The following is a 16,461-nucleotide window of genomic DNA, read 5'->3' as shown; positions in this document are numbered from 1 at the left end:
TGCGAATGAATCCCCCGTACCCTTATAATAAAAGCAGAAGACTGTCCTTAGAGGTGAAACGCTTGGCAACAAAGCATGAACAAATCCTATCATACATAGATTCGCTTCCTGTCGGTGAAAAAATTTCGGTCAGAAGAATTGCGAAAGAAATGAAAGTCAGTGAAGGAACGGCTTACAGAGCCATTAAGGAAGCCGAAAACAAAGGATTCGTTTCCACTATTGAACGTGTGGGGACCATCCGGATTGAACAGAAGAAAAAAGAAAATATTGAAAAGCTGACATACGCCGAGGTCGTCAATGTGATAGACGGCCAGGTGCTCGGCGGAAAAGCCGGTCTGCATAAAACGTTGAATAAGTTTGTGATCGGCGCGATGGAGCTTGACGCGATGATGCGTTATACGGCGGCGGGGAACCTGTTAATCGTCGGGAACCGAATCAACGCCCACCGCCAGGCGCTTGAAGCGGGCGCGGCTGTTTTGGTAACGGGAGGGTTTAATACCGACGACAGCATTATCGAGCTGGCCGATATGCTTGAGCTTCCGATTCTCTCCACGAGCTACGATACCTTTACGGTAGCCGCGATGATCAACCGGGCGATCTATGATCAGCTCATAAAAAAAGAGATTGTGCTCGTGGAAGACATTTTGACGCCCGCAGATCGGACAGTGACGCTGTCCCCTAAGGATAAGCTGGAGAAATGGTACGAAAAAAACTATGAAACCGGACACGGCCGCTTCCCGGTTATCGATCAGCAGATGAAAATCCACGGAATCCTCACATCGAAAGATATCGCGGGGCATGACCGGTCAGTTCCGATTGAAAAAGTAATGACCAAAAACCCTGTCACGGTGATCGGGAAAACATCTGTCGCCTCAGCGGCTCAAATGATGGTTTGGGAAGGAATTGAAGTGCTTCCGGTGACAGACGGGCATCACAAACTGATCGGAATGATCAGCCGCCAGGATGTCTTAAAAGCGCTTCAAATGGTTCAAAAGCAGCCTCAGGTCGGGGAAAAGCTGGATGATATTGTTTCAAGGGGATTTAAAGAAGACGAAGATGACAAAACGCCGGCGGTTTATCAATATGAAGTCACGCCGCAAATGACCAATCAGCTCGGCACGATTTCTTACGGGGTGTTTACGACGATTTTAACCCAGGCCGCCAGCCGATTTTTACGCTCCCGCAAACGCGGCGAGCTGGTCATTGAAAGCATTACGATTTTCTTCCTGAAGCCCGTACAGATGGAGTCGGTCATTGAAGTGAAACCGCGCATTTTAGAGGCGGGCCGGAAATTCGGGAAAATGGAAGTGGAAGTGTCAAGCCAAAGCGGCATCGTTTCAAAAGCGATGCTCATGGTGCAGCTGATGGAGAGAAGTTAAGGGACGCACCCGGGTCCCTTGGCATTCATTATGCGTGGTCCCTCTCCGCTTCCTTTGCATGGATGGGCTCATAATGCTTATAGGCTCTATACCCGGCCCATGCGCTGCCTGCTCCGATTAAAATGAAGACGCCGCCGATGACCAGAGTCAGGACGGAGTGAAACAGAATCATTTGGTTTACTCCGTACAAAAACACCAGCGCGCCTAATGCCATACTTGATTTAGCCGAAAAACATTCCTTCTCCAGCGCCCGTTTCGTCTGGATTCCTTTTACTTTGTAATACACGTAAAAGCAGGCAGAAAGCCCGATGAGAAAAACAAAAACCAGCATAAATGAAATCCTCCATTATATGAGTTTGCAAAACCGTTTATACCGTTGCTGAAAGATTTTCCTTTTCCATGGATAAAGAGTATGATTAAATGAATAAAAACGAAAAGGAGAAAGCGATGAAATCCGAACTGATCAGAACCATATCATTATATGACACCATTATCTTACATAGACATGTGAGGCCTGACCCGGACGCCTACGGTTCACAGTGCGGCCTTACGGAAATCCTGCGGGAAACGTATCCCGAAAAAAATATTTTTGCCGTCGGACAGCCTGAGCCGTCCTTGTCTTTTTTATATTCCCTCGATGAGGTGGATGACGAAACCTATAAAGATGCTCTTGTCATCGTGTGCGACACCGCAAACCAAGGCAGGGTCGACGATCAGCGCTACCATTCCGGCGCAAAGCTCATGAAAATAGACCACCATCCAAATGAAGATCCGTATGGCGATCTGTTATGGGTCGATACGAATGCAAGCTCCGTAAGCGAAATGATCTATGAGCTGTACCTGGAAGGAAAGCAGCACGGCTGGAAACTGAATACGAAAGCAGCTGAGCTGATCTACGCGGGTATCGTCGGTGATACGGGGCGCTTCTTATTCCCGAACACCACAAAAAAGACATTAAAATACGCGGGAGAGCTCATTGAGTTCCCATTTTCATCGTCAGAGCTGTTCAATCAATTGTATGAAACAAAATTAAATGTGGTGAAGCTTAACGGCTTTATTTATCAAAATGTGTCACTGTCTGAAAACGGCGTCGCTTCCGTGTTCATTAAAAAAGACATTTTGGAGACATATGGAACCACCGCTTCTGAAGCGTCGCAGCTTGTCGGAACACTCGGAAATATTTCGGGTATCCGCGCTTGGGTGTTTTTCGTAGAAGAAGACGATCAAATCAGAGTCCGGTTCCGTTCAAAAGGTCCGGTCATCAACGGAATTGCCCGGAAATACAATGGCGGCGGACATCCGCTTGCGGCCGGCGCATCCATCTTCAGCTGGGATGAAACCGATCAGATTCTTGCTGATCTGGAAGAGGTATGTAACGAACACAAGTAGAGGGGAGACCCTCTTTCTTAGTGTTCATCTGTCACGGGGATGAACCAGCAGCCGAAATCAGTCAGGTCTTCGTAGACGCGGAGATTACAGATTTGGAGTTCTTTTTTTATGAGGGAAGCGAGTGTGTCTGTTTCTGCATATGCGGAATAGCCTTGTCTGATTCGGGCTGCATGATCTTTTGCCAAGCGTCGTTCACTAAAAACCTCCATTTGCCCTTCCTCCCTTCAGAATCATTGAAAATGTCTCATCTACAGTTTATAAAAAAGCGGAGAAAAAAGCGACAGATCTATGGAAAATTTTTAAAAATGACATAATTACGTTGCAAAAGAAATATGAATTTCGACAGACAATCTCGTATAAATCGTCAGTTCCTTTACTTCAGCTTTAAATTCCTTCTCATTTATGGTGTATATTTTGTTTTCGATCGTCCGTTTTAAAAGCTCCTTTGTTTTATACACGCTTTCAATATCTTTTGTGATGACTTCCGAAATATTATCCTTCACTTGTTCCTCAAATTTCATCTTGTCAGGCTGGGCGATTCTGTATTTTTCCCCATTGATCAGCTTCACATCAACACTTTGGATGAGAAGTCTTTGCTTATTATCCTCATTTAATTTATGAAGATCCTTCTGATAGATGGAGATTTGGTTTTTTAAATCCCGCGCGTGCTCACGCTGCTTTTCAATTAACGTCACTTGTTCTTCCTGAAACGTTCCGTATGTAAACAGAAAGAACAGCCAGCTGACGATGGCTCCGCACATCATTCCCGCGAAAAAACGCTGCCATCCCGGTTTTTTATAATACTCGGGAATTCTCATGATGACATATTCTCCTGGGTCAGCCATGAAATAATCAGCCAGCCGGTCTGCGCGCCGCCCATTGCTGAAATAATTAAAAGAAGCTGTTTGAAGATGTCGCGCGTGTTGCCTTCGAACAGCCCCCGCTCGAAACTGTATACCGCATCAAATGTTCCCCCGATGGCCGCGACAAGCGCCCAGATCTTCAGCCTGTTCGCCAATTTTGTGATCGCCGTCAGCGGAGGCTCGCCTGATAAATAAGCTCCGAGGCCGCCGATCAGCGCGCCGCCGAGCAACACACCGAGGGCGATAAAATAACTGCTGATGAAATTCGCCATAAATCCGGCTTCCTGATCCATATATACACCACCTCACTTTTCTATCATATTGAGCGAAACGGACAAGTATGATGATGAGTCAAAAAAGAACATTTGTTTCTTAAGAAAACCCGTCTTATAATGTAGAAAGGCAAAATGAACGTATGGGAAAGGAGTGGCGGCATTGTCTTTTGTTCACCTGCAAGTACATAGCGGCTACAGTCTGTTAAACAGCGCCGCTTCTGTAAAAGAGCTTGTTACACAAGCGAAGGAACTCGGATATTCATCATTGGCGCTGACGGACGAAAATGTGATGTACGGCGCCATTGAGTTTTATAAAGCATGCAAATCAAACGGAATTAAGCCGATTATCGGTCTGACGGCTTCTATATACACGGACGATACGGAGCTTGAAGCACATCCGCTCATTCTTTTAGCAGAGACAAACACCGGATATCAGAACCTGGTGAAAATCTCAAGTGCGCTGCAATCCATGGCAAAGGGCGGCATGAAGCGAAAATGGATGAAGAGCTATCATGAGGGGCTGATCGCCATTACGCCCGGTGAAAACGGGTACATTGAAAGCCTGCTTCAAACCGGGAAGTTTGAAGAAGCGGTCCGGGCTGCCGAAGGATTCCGGGAGCTGTTCGGAGACGGCCGTTTTTATTTAGGGTACCAGCCTTTTAAAGGACATGAGACGTTATCAGAAGAGATTCTCCGCCTGTCAGCCGAGACGGAAATCGCTGTCTGCGCTGCGGGGGATGTCCGTTATATCAAGAAAGAAGATCAAGATGCGTACCGCTGTCTGTGCGCTATTAAAGCCGGAGAGAAGTGGGAGGATCAGAGCGGGAATCTGCCGGACTTATACTTGAGGGCGCCTGAAGAAATGGCAGAGCTTTACACGCGGCATCCGGAAGCGATTGAAGCAGCCGCGCGTATCGCCCGGCAATGCCGGGTCGATGTCAGCCTCGGACAGACACAGCTTCCGTCTTTTCCGGCGCCGGACGGCAAATCAGCCGATGACTATTTGGCGGAGATCTGTCATGAGGGGCTGCGCCTCCGTTTCGGCACTCCTGATGAGCGCGCTGTCCGCCGGCTTGAATATGAGCTGGACGTCATCAGGCGCATGAAATTCAGTGATTATTTTCTCATCGTATGGGACTTTATGAAGTACGCGCATGAAAAGGGCATTGTGACAGGTCCGGGAAGAGGGTCCGCGGCAGGCTCGCTTGTCGCTTACTCCCTTTTCATTACCGACGTGGATCCGCTTAAACATTCTCTGCTGTTTGAGAGATTTCTTAATCCCGAGCGGATCAGCATGCCGGATATTGATATCGATTTCCCTGACACGAGAAGGGATGAGGTCATTCAGTATGTGCAAAATAAGTACGGGGCCATGCACGTCGCCCAGATTATCACCTTCGGGACATTGGCCGCAAAGGCGGCGTTAAGGGATACCGGGAGAGTGTTCGGAATCAGCCCGAAAGAAGCCGACCAGCTTGCCCGCCTGATTCCGTCAAAACCGGGAATGACGCTTGAGGAAGCGAGGCGGCAGTCCGCTCAGCTGAACAGGCGGCTGTCCGAATCCGCCGTTCTTCATAAAGTGTTTCAGATCGCAAGGAAAATTGAAGGTCTTCCGCGGCACACGTCAACACACGCGGCGGGGGTCGTTCTCAGTAAAGAGCCGCTTTCTGAAGTTGTCCCTCTTCAAGAAGGGCATGACGGCGTGTATTTAACGCAGTATGCGATGGATCACTTGGAAGATCTCGGTCTTTTAAAAATGGACTTTTTAGGTTTGCGCAACTTGACGCTTATTGAATCCATTAAAACGATGATTGAAAAAGAGACGAATACGAAAATTGATTTTTCCGAGATTTCTTATCAGGATGAAAAAACGTTCTCGCTATTGTCAAACGGTGATACGACGGGTATTTTCCAGCTGGAATCATCAGGAATGAGAAACGTGCTGAAGCGCCTGAAGCCGTCAAGACTGGAAGACATTGTCGCGGTTAACGCGCTTTACAGGCCGGGACCGATGGAAAATATTCCGTTATTTATCGACCGGAAGCACGGGCGGGCGCGTGTGGAAGTGCCGCACGAGGACGTACGAAATATTCTCAGTGACACTTACGGCGTCATCGTCTATCAAGAGCAGATAATGATGATCGCCTCGCGCATGGCAGGGTTTTCATTAGGTGAAGCGGATCTGCTCAGACGGGCTGTCAGCAAAAAGCAAAAGGACATTCTGGACAGAGAGCGAAGCCATTTTGTTGAAGGGTGCTTAAAAAAGGAGTATTCTGTAGTCACTGCAAACGAGGTCTACGATCTGATTGTAAAATTCGCTAACTACGGATTCAACAGAAGCCATGCTGTCGCATACAGCATGATCGGCTATCAGCTCGCCTATTTAAAAGCGCATTATCCGTTATATTTTATGTGCGGGCTGTTGACGAGCGTCATCGGCAATGAGGACAAAATATCGCAATATCTGCATGAAGCGAAGGGGAGCGGGATTCAAGTCCTTCCGCCGTCAATAAACAAAAGCGGTTTTCCGTTTGCGCCGGAAAACGGAGCCGTCAGATACAGTTTGCGGGCCGTTAAAAACGTAGGCGTCTCGGCAGTGAAAGATATTTATAAAGCAAGAACACATAAACCGTTCGAGGATCTTTTCGATTTCTGCTTTCGCGTACCCGCAAAAAGCGTGAATCGGAAAACCATCGAAGCCCTTATATTTTCTGGCGCCATGGACGAATTCAATCAAAATCGCGCCGCCTTGCTGGCCTCCGTTGATGTGGCTTTAGAGCACGCTGAACTTTTTCGTGCAGACGATGACCAAATGGGATTGTTTTTGGAAGAATCGTTCTCCATTAAGCCAAAATATGTAGAGGCTGAGGAATTTCCGCTCGTGGACAAGCTTCGGTTCGAAAAAGAAGCTCTCGGTGTTTATTTCTCAAGCCATCCTTTGTCTGCTTTCAGGGATCTCCTGAAAAAACGGGGGGCGCAAGCGATCACAGCAGCGCGGCAGATGCCGAAGGGTCAGCTGTCAATCGGCGCTTTGCTCGCGGGCATTAAAACGATTCGGACAAAGACAGGTCAGCATATGGCGTTTCTCACATTAAGCGATGAAACGGGAGAAATGGAAGCCGTCGTGTTTCCTGACCAATATAGAAGGCTGTCTCCGCTGTTAGAAGAAGGCGCGCTTTTATTCGCCGCCGGAAAAATGGAAGAGCGTCAGGAGAAGACACAATTCATCATGTCATCCGCCTCTCTTCTTGAGCAGACGGAGGCAGACAGAGCGCCGTCTGTTTACATCAAAATCGAAGGCAGCCGGCACAATCAGGAGTTTTTGGAAAAGATGAAGCGTATTTTACTGGAGCATAAAGGGGAAACCGGCGTTTATCTTTATTATGAAAAAGACAAGCAGACGATCAGGCTGCCGGATACTTTTCATATTCAGGCGGACCATCAGGCGTTATACCGTTTAAAAGAGCTGCTGGGCCGCGAAAACGTCGTGTTAAAATAGTGGTAACAATAATCGTTTTGTTATACAATTGAAACAATTGTGCTATCTTATTTAAAGATTCTGAAATTTTTCACCTCCAGCGATTGTACCAGTCTATGCGGCAGAATATGTAACAAAGTACTTAAAAGGAGTGTTTAGAATGTCATTAAGAGAAGAAGCGTTACATTTACACAAAGTAAATCAAGGAAAGCTGGAATCAAAAGCAAAGGTAGAAGTCAGAAATGCAGATGACTTAAGCCTTGCCTACTCTCCCGGAGTAGCTGAGCCTTGTAAAGAGATTTATGACGATAAAAACAAAGTATATGATTATACAATGAAGGGGAACATGGTAGCAGTCGTAACAGACGGATCAGCCGTTCTCGGTCTCGGTAATATCGGGCCTGAAGCTTCACTTCCGGTCATGGAAGGGAAAGCGGTGCTGTTCAAAAGTTTCGCGGGCGTGGATGCATTCCCGATCGCGCTTGACACAAACGATGTGGACAAAATCATTGACACTGTAAAGCTGCTTGCACCGACATTCGGCGGTGTCAACCTTGAAGATATTGCGGCGCCGAACTGCTTCATTATCGAAGAGCGCCTGAAAAAAGAAACAAACATTCCGGTTTTCCACGATGATCAGCACGGCACTGCCATTGTAACCGTTGCCGGACTTGTAAACGCGCTGAAATTATCAGGTAAATCCATGTCATCCATTAAAGTTGTGGCAAACGGAGCGGGAGCGGCAGGCATCGCGATCATCAAGCTTCTTTACCATTTCGGCGTACGCGACATCGTAATGTGCGACTCTAAAGGGGCGATTTACGAAGGGCGTCCGGCCGGCATGAACGCAGTGAAAAACGAAGTGGCGAAGTTTACAAACCAAGACCGCAACGACGGTTCGCTGCAGGATGTCATTAAAGATGCAGACGTCTTTATCGGCGTATCAGTCGAAGGCGCGCTGACGAAAGAAATGGTGGAAAGCATGGCGAAAGATCCGATTATCTTCGCAATGGCCAACCCGAATCCGGAAATCATGCCTGAAGACGCGCGCGCAGCCGGCGCAAGCGTAATCGGAACAGGCCGTTCTGATTTCCCGAACCAGGTCAACAACGTCCTGGCATTCCCTGGAATTTTCCGCGGAGCGCTTGACGTTCGCGCGACTCACATCAACGAAGAAATGAAAATTGCTGCGGTTGAAGCGATTGCTTCCCTTGTTACAGAGGAAGAATTAAGCGCTGATTATGTCATCCCGGCTCCATTTGACAAACGTGTGGCTCCTGCCGTTGCGAAAGCTGTTGCGAAAGCAGCGATGGAAACGGGCGTCGCCAGAATTACGGTCGATCCTGAGGAAGTGGCTGAAAAAACAAGACAGCTCACGGTCATCGGCGAATAATAACACAAAAATGAAATGGCAGCGCGTTGGAAAAAAACAACGCGCTGCTGTTCAATATACGGACTGCTGGCATTTTTTTAAGGGCAGGTCTTAAAAAAATTTCAGCAGAATCCTTATTTCTTTTGAAAACGCTGACAGATAAGGCTGAACAACGCTTTTTACGGTATGAAATCCGTCCGTTTCCGTCTGTTTTGAAGCAAAAAATGTCGAATGGAGGATGACACCGTTTGACAAAAAAAGTACAATAGTTTCGGTAAAGTTATTATTAAGTCTATCTAATCGGAAGACATGCAGTGAAGAGAACCCTTCACAAAAGGGAGGTAATCATTTGTTAAAGGATATATTCACAAAAAAGAAAAAATATGCTTCCGTGCCGTCTGAGCAGGCAAAACATGATGTTCCGGAAGGCATTATGACAAAGTGCCCCAAATGTAAAAAAATCATGCTCACAAAAGAGTTAGATAAAAACCTGCGCGTCTGCATGAACTGCGGGCACCATTTCCCGATGAATGCAAAGCAGCGCATTGAAAGCCTCCTGGATGAAGATTCATTCGAAGAATTCAACCAGGGAATGATATCTGAAAACCCGCTCGGTTTCCCGGAATACTTAGAAAAAATCGAAAAAGACCGTGAGAAAACATCGCTGAATGAAGCGGTGGTTACCGGAAAAGGAACCATCAGCGGATTCCCGGCCGTGATCGCGATCATGGATTCAACATTCCGAATGGGCAGCATGGGTTCGGTTGTCGGCGAAAAAATCACGCTTGCAATTGAAAAAGCAAAAGAGGAAAAAGTCCCGTTTATCATCTTTACCGCTTCCGGCGGAGCACGTATGCAGGAGGGGGTCTTAAGTCTTATGCAAATGGCAAAGACAAGCTCTGCATTAAAACTGTTCAGTGAGGAGCAGGGATTGATTATTTCTGTCATGACCCATCCGACGACAGGCGGTGTATCAGCCAGTTTCGCGTCTCTCGGTGATTATAATTTTGCTGAACCGGGCACCTTGATCGGATTTGCCGGAAGACGTATTATTGAACAGACAATCGGGGAAAAACTGCCGGAAGATTTCCAGACGGCGGAATTTTTATTAAAGCACGGCCAGCTTGATGCGGTGATTCACCGAAACGACATGAAAGACAAACTCGCATTTCTGCTGGACATGCACCAAACAGGAGGTGAGTATGAGTGGCTGCAAGATTAGAATTTGAAAAACCAGTGATTGAACTGCAGACGAAAATCGCCGAACTGAAAAAATTCACCCAAGATTCGGAGATGGATTTAAGCGCTGAAATCGCAAGGCTTGAAGAACGGCTCAGCAAGCTTCAGGATGAGATTTATAAAAACCTGAAGCCGTGGGACAGAGTGCAGATCGCACGCCTTCCCGACCGGCCGACGACGCTTGATTACATTCAATACCTGTTTACCGACTTTTTTGAGTGCCACGGAGACAGAACATACGGAGATGATGCGGCGATTGTCGGCGGAGTCGCCAAATATCACGGCATGCCGGTCACCGTTATCGGACATCAGCGCGGAAAAGACACGAAAGAAAACCTTGTCCGCAATTTCGGGATGCCTCACCCTGAGGGCTACCGCAAAGCGCTTCGTCTCATGAAGCAGGCGGATAAGTTCAACCGCCCGATTATCTGCTTCATCGACACGAAGGGAGCGTACCCGGGTAAAGCGGCGGAGGAACGGGGACAAAGTGAAGCCATCGCCAAGAACCTGTTCGAGATGGCCGGCCTGACAGTGCCTGTCGTTTGTATCGTCATCGGGGAAGGCGGCAGCGGAGGCGCGCTTGCATTAGGTGTGGGCAACCGCATGCTGATGCTTGAGAACTCGACGTATTCCGTTATTTCTCCTGAAGGAGCCGCATCCATTTTGTGGAAAGACTCCAGCCTTGCGAAAAAAGCGGCCGAATCCATGAAGATTACTGCGCCCGATTTATTAGAATTAGGAATTATTGACGATATGATTAAAGAAGTGAAGGGCGGAGCTCACCATGATATCAAGCAGCAGGCGGGCTACATTGACGGTATTCTTAAAGAAACGTTAAAATCTCTTCTTCAATTGAACGCCGAAGAATTGATCTCACAGCGATATGAAAAATATAAAGCAATCGGGAAAGTTTCGGTTGAGGATCAATATATCGGGGTAAACTGAATAGACGTGAAGCCTATGGCTCACGTTTATTTTTTGTGATTTTTGTGATATTCCTTAAATTTTATTTAAAAACAATTTATTTAATTGTATAATAGGTAAGGTTTCATGGGAGCTCAGGCGTCCCTTTTCATTGTTTTAGGGCAATGATCATGATATGTTTAACATATATATGTTGCTGAGGTGAATAGGAAATGAAGCGTATAGGAGTTTTAACGAGCGGCGGGGATTCCCCGGGTATGAACGCTGCGGTGCGCGCGGTTGTGCGGAAAGCTATCTACCACGACGTCGAAGTGTACGGAATTTATAACGGTTATTCAGGATTAATCAGCGGAAAAATAGAGAAACTGGAGCTTGGTTCGGTCGGTGACATCATCCACCGCGGCGGAACAAAGCTGTATACGGCCAGATGTCCTGAATTCAAAACAGTTGAAGGCCGTGAAAAAGGAATCGAAAATTTAAAGAAACTCGGCATTGAAGGTCTTGTCGTCATCGGCGGAGACGGTTCATACATGGGTGCGAAAAAATTAACGGAACACGGGTTTCCGTGTGTAGGTGTACCGGGTACGATAGATAATGACATCCCGGGAACTGATTTTACGATCGGATTTGATACGGCGTTAAACACCGTAATTGATGCGATTGATAAAATCCGTGACACCGCTACGTCTCATGAGCGTACATACGTTATTGAAGTGATGGGGCGCCATGCGGGCGACATTGCTTTATGGGCAGGTCTTGCAGGCGGAGCGGAATCAATTTTAATTCCTGAAGCGGACTACGATATGCAGGAAATTATCGGCCGTTTGAAGAGAGGGCACGACCGCGGCAAAAAACACAGTATCATCATCGTTGCAGAAGGGGTAGGCAGCGGGGTTGAATTCGGAAAACGCATCGAAGAAGAAACGAACCTTGAAACACGGGTATCCGTTTTAGGGCACATCCAGCGCGGCGGATCTCCAAGCGCTTCTGACCGGGTTCTTGCAAGCCGCCTCGGCGCTTACGCGGTTGAGCTTCTGCTTAAAGGAAAAGGCGGACGCTGCGTAGGTATACAAAACAACAAGCTTGTAGACCATGATATTATAGAAATTTTAGAATCAAAACATACTGTTGAACCAAACATGTATCAGCTTTCAAAAGAACTGTCTATTTAAGGCGGAAGAAGCTGAAGATTTCAGAAGGAAGTGAACGAGTTGAAAAAAACAAAAATCGTTTGTACAATCGGTCCGGCCAGTGAAAGTGTAGAAATGCTGACAAAATTGATGGAAGCGGGTATGAACGTTGCTCGTCTGAATTTTTCACACGGTGATTTCGAAGAGCACGGCGCAAGAATCAAAAACATCAGAGAAGCAAGCAAAAAGCTCGGCAAAAACGTGGGGATTCTCCTCGATACGAAAGGTCCGGAAATCCGCACGCACGATATGGAAAACGGCGCGCTTGAGCTTCAGGCGGGAAATGAAATTATCGTTTCTACGAAACAGGTGCTGGGAACACTTGGAAAATTCTCAGTTTCTTATGAAGGCCTGGCAGACGACGTGTCAGCAGGGTCTATCATCCTGTTGGATGACGGTTTAATCGGATTGGAAGTGCTAGAATCAAATCCGGAAAAACACGAAATCAAAACAAAAATCTTAAACAGCGGCACGCTGAAAAATAAAAAAGGCGTAAACGTTCCCGGCGTCAGCGTCAACCTTCCCGGAATTACTGAAAAAGACGCCAAAGACATCGTATTCGGTATCGAGCAAGGCGTTGATTTCATCGCTGCGTCATTTGTACGCCGTTCTACGGATGTCCTGGAAATCCGCGAACTGCTTGAAGAGCATAACGCGTCTGACATTCAAATCATTCCTAAGATCGAGAACCAGGAAGGCGTGGACAACCTGGATGCGATCCTGGAAGTATCTGACGGCTTAATGGTAGCGCGCGGAGACCTCGGCGTAGAGATTCCGGCCGAAGAAGTGCCGCTCGTGCAAAAAGAAATGATCAAAAAATGCAACGCGCTCGGCAAACCGGTTATTACTGCGACACAAATGCTTGACAGCATGCAGCGCAACCCTCGTCCGACACGCGCTGAAGCAAGTGACGTTGCCAACGCCATTTTCGACGGCACAGATGCTATCATGCTTTCCGGTGAGACGGCTGCGGGACAATATCCTGTCGAGGCGGTTCAAACAATGTTTAACATCGCCACACGCACGGAAGAATCTCTGAACTACAAAGAAATTCTGTCTAAACGCAGAGATCAGGTCGGCATGACGATTACCGATGCGATCGGCCAATCAGTTGCGCACACGGCGATCAATCTGAGTGCGGCAGCTATCGTTACGCCTACAGAAAGCGGCCATACGGCGCGTATGATCGCGAAATACCGTCCGCAGGCTCCGATTGTAGCCGTTACGGTTAATGAGTCTGTGTCACGCAAACTCGGCCTTGTATTCGGTGTATTCCCGTCAAGCGGCCAAAACGCGAATTCAACCGATGAAATGCTTGAAGACGCGGTTCAAAAATCACTTGACAGCGGCATCGTGAAACGCGGTGATCTGATTGTCATTACAGCAGGTTCTGTCGGTGAATCAGGCACGACAAATCTGATGAAAGTCCACACTGTCGGCAGCATTATCGCGAAAGGGCAAGGCATCGGGCGCAAATCTGCATTCGGTCCGGTCGTTGTTGCAAAAAATGCGAAAGAAGCTGAACAAAAAATGACAGACGGCGCGGTATTGGTTGCCTCAAGCACTGACCGCGACATGATCGCTTCACTTGAAAAAGCATCAGCGCTCATCACTGAAGAAGGCGGTCTGACAAGCCATGCAGCCGTTGTCGGTTTAAGCTTGGGCATTCCGGTTATCGTCGGTCTGGAGAACGCAACTTCAGTTTTAACAGAAGGACAGGTTATCACAGTTGACGCTGCCCGCGGCGCTGTGTATGAAGGCCGCGCAAGCGTTCTTTAAACAGCTTTAAAAAAGAGAGGGGGGTTCTCCCTTCTCTTTTGTCTTTAGGCTGATTTTCCTATTCCCATGCGGGCGGTGACGCGCTTTTAGAAGGGCAGGAGGGCAGAAAAATGAGAGTGTTATTCTTACTGTTTATCGTGTGTCCGGCAATTGAAATCGGTTTGTTTCTGCTGGCGGGAAAATGGCTCGGTATTTTTCCGACCTTCCTTCTCATCATTTTGACAGGCGTGTTAGGCGCCTTGGTGGCAAAAAGACAGGGAACCGATGTGTATCATCGGGTGATGCGCGACCTGCAGCACGGCAAAATGCCGGGGGAAGCGCTTCTTGACGGAATATGCGTCTTTTTCGGAGGCCTGCTTTTGATGCTTCCGGGTTTTCTGTCCGATATTGCAGGGGCCTGTCTTCTGATTCCGTTCACTCGGAACCGCATGAAGCCGCTTTTGTTCAAATGGCTGAGAGGAATGTCAAAAAACAAGCGGATCATTATCAAATAAAAACGGCAGCCTTCTTACAGGGCTGCTGTTTTTATTTGGATTGAACAGTAATATAGGCCCATATTTCTTTTAAAGCGCCCGTTGTGATAAAGGCCTGAATGAAAACGAGCAGCGCGGGCCCCGCAGCCAGTCCTAAAATTCCGAACAGTTTAAAACCGGCAAACAGGGCGATTAAGGTCGCAAGCGGATCAAGTCCGATTGACTTGCTTAAAATTTTCGGCTCCGTCAGCTGGCGCTGAATGAGAACCACAATATATAAAACACCGAGACCGATCGCTTGAGGAAGCTGACCGGCAATGGCTAAATACATAATCCAGGGAACAAAGACCGACCCGGCGCCGAGATACGGGAGCAGGTCCACCAGGCCGATAAAAAAGGCGATGGTTGCCGCATGCTCAATCCCTAAAAGAAAAAGTCCGATAAAGACAATAATCATCGTGAAAAGTATGAGCACGGCCTGCGCCTTAATGAAACCTGCCATCGCTTTTTTCAGCTCTCCCGATACGGCCTTGGCGTTTGCCGAAACCCGTTCCGGAAGAATGGAATAAAGCAGCGCCTTCAGCTTATGCCAGTCCTTTGTCATAAAAAAAGTCGCCAGCATTGCGAAAATGAAGACGGCAGCTGTATTGGGAAGGAAGGCAATCCATTTCGGCACCAGCTCCAAAAGATGTGAAAGCATCAGCCCCGCATTTTTAGCGGCTGTATCACCGAGGGTCTGAATATGCGTCACGATGGATGCCTGCTGATTGGTTTCCAGTCCGTTAAATAGGACGGTCAGCTCGTGGTACAATGGCTGAATGCGGGAAGTGAACAGCTCTTCGCAATACGTCATAAAGGCGCTGATATGGGGAGGGAGCGTTTTGGCCAGATAGGCGGTTCCCGAAATGATTTCCGCAACGAGAAATGTCGCCGCGCCGAGAAGAATAAGCAAAAAGAAGACCAAGACAATGACTGTATTGACTGACCGGGGCATCCCCGTCAGTTTGTCCAGCCAGTCAACAACGGGAATGATCGCTGATGACAGAATAAGGGCGATCAGAAACGGATAAGTTAACGGAAATGAGGCGTAACCGGCCGCTAAAGCGCCGCCGGCCGCAGCGAGTACAAACAGCGCGCGGAAAAAAACAGTTGCATAGTGCGGGTTCACATCGATCCTCCTCTCGATGGCACGTCCTATTACATTAGTTTATTCGTCAAAAAAAAGGATATGAATACAGATATGATGAAAGAGGGTGCTTTCAGGATGTTTACACAGGCGAATTTATTTTTACTATTATTGCTGGCCATCGCATTGGTAGCCAAAAATCAGTCATTGCTTTTTGCCGTCGGCTTTCTCATTGTGATAAAAGCTGTCGGTCTTGATCAGAAACTATTTCCGGTTATTCAATCAAAAGGCATCAACTGGGGAGTCACCGTCATTACAATCGCCGTTTTAGTGCCGATTGCCACAGGTGATATCGGTTTTAAACAGCTCGGAGAAGCGATGAAATCATATTATGCGTGGATCGCTCTCGGTGCCGGGATCGCGGTTGCCTTAATCGCCAAAAACGGTCTCACCTTATTGGAAAACGACCCTCATATTACAACGGCGCTGGTCATCGGCACGATACTTGCCGTCGCGCTTTTCGGAGGCGTCGCCGTCGGCCCGTTAATCGGCGCCGGAATCGCCTACTTGGCCATGCAAATCGTTAAAATATTCACTTCGTAAAGTAAAAAAGCGGCGTAAAGCTGCTTTTTTTATGGAGAAAATTAGAGTTTGCACCTTCGCATTTTGTAGTTCAGACAAATGCCATTTGCATTATTCCGATGAATGAAGCGGCTTACCATGTAACAAAGAACTTCGGGATTGACGGCGCACATGGAGCGAAAACAGCGATTGCAGTAATTTCAATTGATGAATGGATTAAAAACTGATGGAATTTATGCGCTGATACCAAAGCAAAACTTGAAGTGTTGTTAAAATAAGCGGAGACCCTTTCCTTCAATTTGAAAGTTTGTTAAATTTATAATGAGAATGAAAAAACACAATTCGGTTGGTAGTCCGGATGCATGATTTAAAATGTCAGTAACCTTCCCCTC

The 16,461-nt window shown here is 47.4% G+C and carries 15 protein-coding genes; 10 read left to right on the top strand and 5 right to left on the bottom strand.

Annotated elements, in window-relative coordinates; translation table 11 throughout:
- The first annotated feature begins 62 nt into the window (after window positions 1–62).
- The gene (locus tag ACKTRM_RS13435) at window positions 63–1,379 is read left to right on the top strand and encodes a CBS domain-containing protein (protein WP_012118175.1); all 1,317 of its coding nucleotides are present in this window, start codon (window positions 63–65) and stop codon (window positions 1,377–1,379) included.
- 28 nt (window positions 1,380–1,407) lie between these two features.
- On the opposite strand, the gene ACKTRM_RS13430 is transcribed toward ACKTRM_RS13435, so the two are convergent.
- Window positions 1,408–1,710, bottom strand: coding sequence for a YtpI family protein (locus ACKTRM_RS13430; protein ID WP_012118174.1), 303 nt, complete (start codon window positions 1,708–1,710; stop codon window positions 1,408–1,410).
- A gap of 116 nt (window positions 1,711–1,826) precedes the next feature.
- Between ACKTRM_RS13430 and ACKTRM_RS13425 the strand changes: the two genes are divergently transcribed.
- Complete coding sequence (locus tag ACKTRM_RS13425; protein ID WP_003152435.1) at window positions 1,827–2,768, top strand: DHH family phosphoesterase; 942 nt, start codon at window positions 1,827–1,829, stop codon at window positions 2,766–2,768.
- A gap of 17 nt (window positions 2,769–2,785) precedes the next feature.
- Here ACKTRM_RS13425 and ACKTRM_RS13420 read toward each other — a convergent pair whose 3' ends face one another.
- From ACKTRM_RS13420 to ACKTRM_RS13410, 3 genes are all read right to left on the bottom strand, one after another.
- A complete protein-coding gene (locus ACKTRM_RS13420) occupies window positions 2,786–2,977 on the bottom strand; it encodes a hypothetical protein (RefSeq protein ID WP_007408061.1) in 192 nt (63 codons plus the stop codon).
- A gap of 105 nt (window positions 2,978–3,082) precedes the next feature.
- On the bottom strand, window positions 3,083–3,586 hold the full coding sequence (ytrI, locus tag ACKTRM_RS13415) for a sporulation membrane protein YtrI (protein WP_007408062.1): 504 nt from the start codon (window positions 3,584–3,586) through the stop codon (window positions 3,083–3,085).
- Window positions 3,583–3,924 (bottom strand): YtrH family sporulation protein, encoded by a 342-nt coding sequence (locus ACKTRM_RS13410; RefSeq protein WP_003152438.1) that lies wholly within the window; start codon window positions 3,922–3,924, stop codon window positions 3,583–3,585. Before ACKTRM_RS13410 ends, ytrI begins: the two co-directional genes overlap by 4 nt.
- Window positions 3,925–4,066: 142 nt before the next feature.
- On the opposite strand from ACKTRM_RS13410, the gene dnaE reads away from it, so the two are divergent.
- The 7 genes from dnaE to ACKTRM_RS13375 all read left to right on the top strand — a co-directional run bounded on the left by dnaE (window position 4,067) and on the right by ACKTRM_RS13375 (window position 14,382).
- Complete coding sequence (dnaE, locus tag ACKTRM_RS13405; protein ID WP_023357077.1) at window positions 4,067–7,405, top strand: DNA polymerase III subunit alpha; 3,339 nt, start codon at window positions 4,067–4,069, stop codon at window positions 7,403–7,405.
- A 139-nt stretch (window positions 7,406–7,544) separates the two neighbouring features.
- Window positions 7,545–8,777: an NAD(P)-dependent malic enzyme gene (locus ACKTRM_RS13400; protein WP_012118172.1), complete on the top strand. Its 1,233-nt coding sequence runs from the start codon at window positions 7,545–7,547 to the stop codon at window positions 8,775–8,777.
- A gap of 328 nt (window positions 8,778–9,105) precedes the next feature.
- On the top strand, window positions 9,106–9,978 hold the full coding sequence (accD, locus tag ACKTRM_RS13395; protein ID WP_012118171.1) for an acetyl-CoA carboxylase, carboxyltransferase subunit beta: 873 nt from the start codon (window positions 9,106–9,108) through the stop codon (window positions 9,976–9,978).
- On the top strand, window positions 9,963–10,940 hold the full coding sequence (accA, locus tag ACKTRM_RS13390; protein ID WP_012118170.1) for an acetyl-CoA carboxylase carboxyl transferase subunit alpha: 978 nt from the start codon (window positions 9,963–9,965) through the stop codon (window positions 10,938–10,940). The genes accD and accA overlap by 16 nt, the downstream gene beginning before the upstream one ends.
- A 191-nt stretch (window positions 10,941–11,131) precedes the next feature.
- Entirely contained in the window at window positions 11,132–12,091 is a 960-nt protein-coding gene (gene pfkA / locus ACKTRM_RS13385; protein ID WP_007408068.1) for a 6-phosphofructokinase, read from the top strand.
- A gap of 39 nt (window positions 12,092–12,130) precedes the next feature.
- Window positions 12,131–13,888 (top strand): pyruvate kinase, encoded by a 1,758-nt coding sequence (gene pyk, locus ACKTRM_RS13380; protein WP_012118169.1) that lies wholly within the window; start codon window positions 12,131–12,133, stop codon window positions 13,886–13,888.
- Window positions 13,889–13,998: 110 nt separating this feature from the next.
- Window positions 13,999–14,382 carry an FxsA family protein gene (locus ACKTRM_RS13375; protein ID WP_012118168.1) on the top strand — a complete coding sequence of 128 codons (384 nt, stop codon included), beginning with the start codon at window positions 13,999–14,001 and terminating at the stop codon, window positions 14,380–14,382.
- Between the two features lie 31 nt (window positions 14,383–14,413).
- On the opposite strand, the gene ytvI is transcribed toward ACKTRM_RS13375, so the two are convergent.
- Complete coding sequence (ytvI, locus tag ACKTRM_RS13370) at window positions 14,414–15,529, bottom strand: sporulation integral membrane protein YtvI (RefSeq protein WP_012118167.1); 1,116 nt, start codon at window positions 15,527–15,529, stop codon at window positions 14,414–14,416.
- 96 nt (window positions 15,530–15,625) lie between these two features.
- On the opposite strand from ytvI, the gene ACKTRM_RS13365 reads away from it, so the two are divergent.
- Window positions 15,626–16,090 (top strand): DUF441 domain-containing protein, encoded by a 465-nt coding sequence (locus ACKTRM_RS13365; RefSeq protein ID WP_003152447.1) that lies wholly within the window; start codon window positions 15,626–15,628, stop codon window positions 16,088–16,090.
- The last annotated feature ends 371 nt before the right edge of the window (window positions 16,091–16,461 follow it).

The organism is Bacillus sp. D7-8, assembly GCF_052055895.1.
In the GTDB taxonomy this organism is placed as follows: domain Bacteria; phylum Bacillota; class Bacilli; order Bacillales; family Bacillaceae; genus Bacillus; species Bacillus velezensis.
This window is presented reverse-complemented; position numbering and strand designations above follow the sequence as displayed.

Coding starts and splice junctions, on each gene's coding strand:
- ytrI (WP_007408062.1), bottom strand. CDS start 3,586: ATGAGAATTCCCGAGTATTATAAAAAACCGGGATGGCAGCGTTTTTTC.
- ACKTRM_RS13425 (WP_003152435.1), top strand. CDS start 1,827: ATGAAATCCGAACTGATCAGAACCATATCATTATATGACACCATTATC.
- ACKTRM_RS13410 (WP_003152438.1), bottom strand. CDS start 3,924: ATGGATCAGGAAGCCGGATTTATGGCGAATTTCATCAGCAGTTATTTT.
- ACKTRM_RS13400 (WP_012118172.1), top strand. CDS start 7,545: ATGTCATTAAGAGAAGAAGCGTTACATTTACACAAAGTAAATCAAGGA.
- ACKTRM_RS13375 (WP_012118168.1), top strand. CDS start 13,999: ATGAGAGTGTTATTCTTACTGTTTATCGTGTGTCCGGCAATTGAAATC.
- ACKTRM_RS13420 (WP_007408061.1), bottom strand. CDS start 2,977: ATGGAGGTTTTTAGTGAACGACGCTTGGCAAAAGATCATGCAGCCCGA.
- ACKTRM_RS13430 (WP_012118174.1), bottom strand. CDS start 1,710: ATGCTGGTTTTTGTTTTTCTCATCGGGCTTTCTGCCTGCTTTTACGTG.
- pfkA (WP_007408068.1), top strand. CDS start 11,132: ATGAAGCGTATAGGAGTTTTAACGAGCGGCGGGGATTCCCCGGGTATG.
- ACKTRM_RS13365 (WP_003152447.1), top strand. CDS start 15,626: ATGTTTACACAGGCGAATTTATTTTTACTATTATTGCTGGCCATCGCA.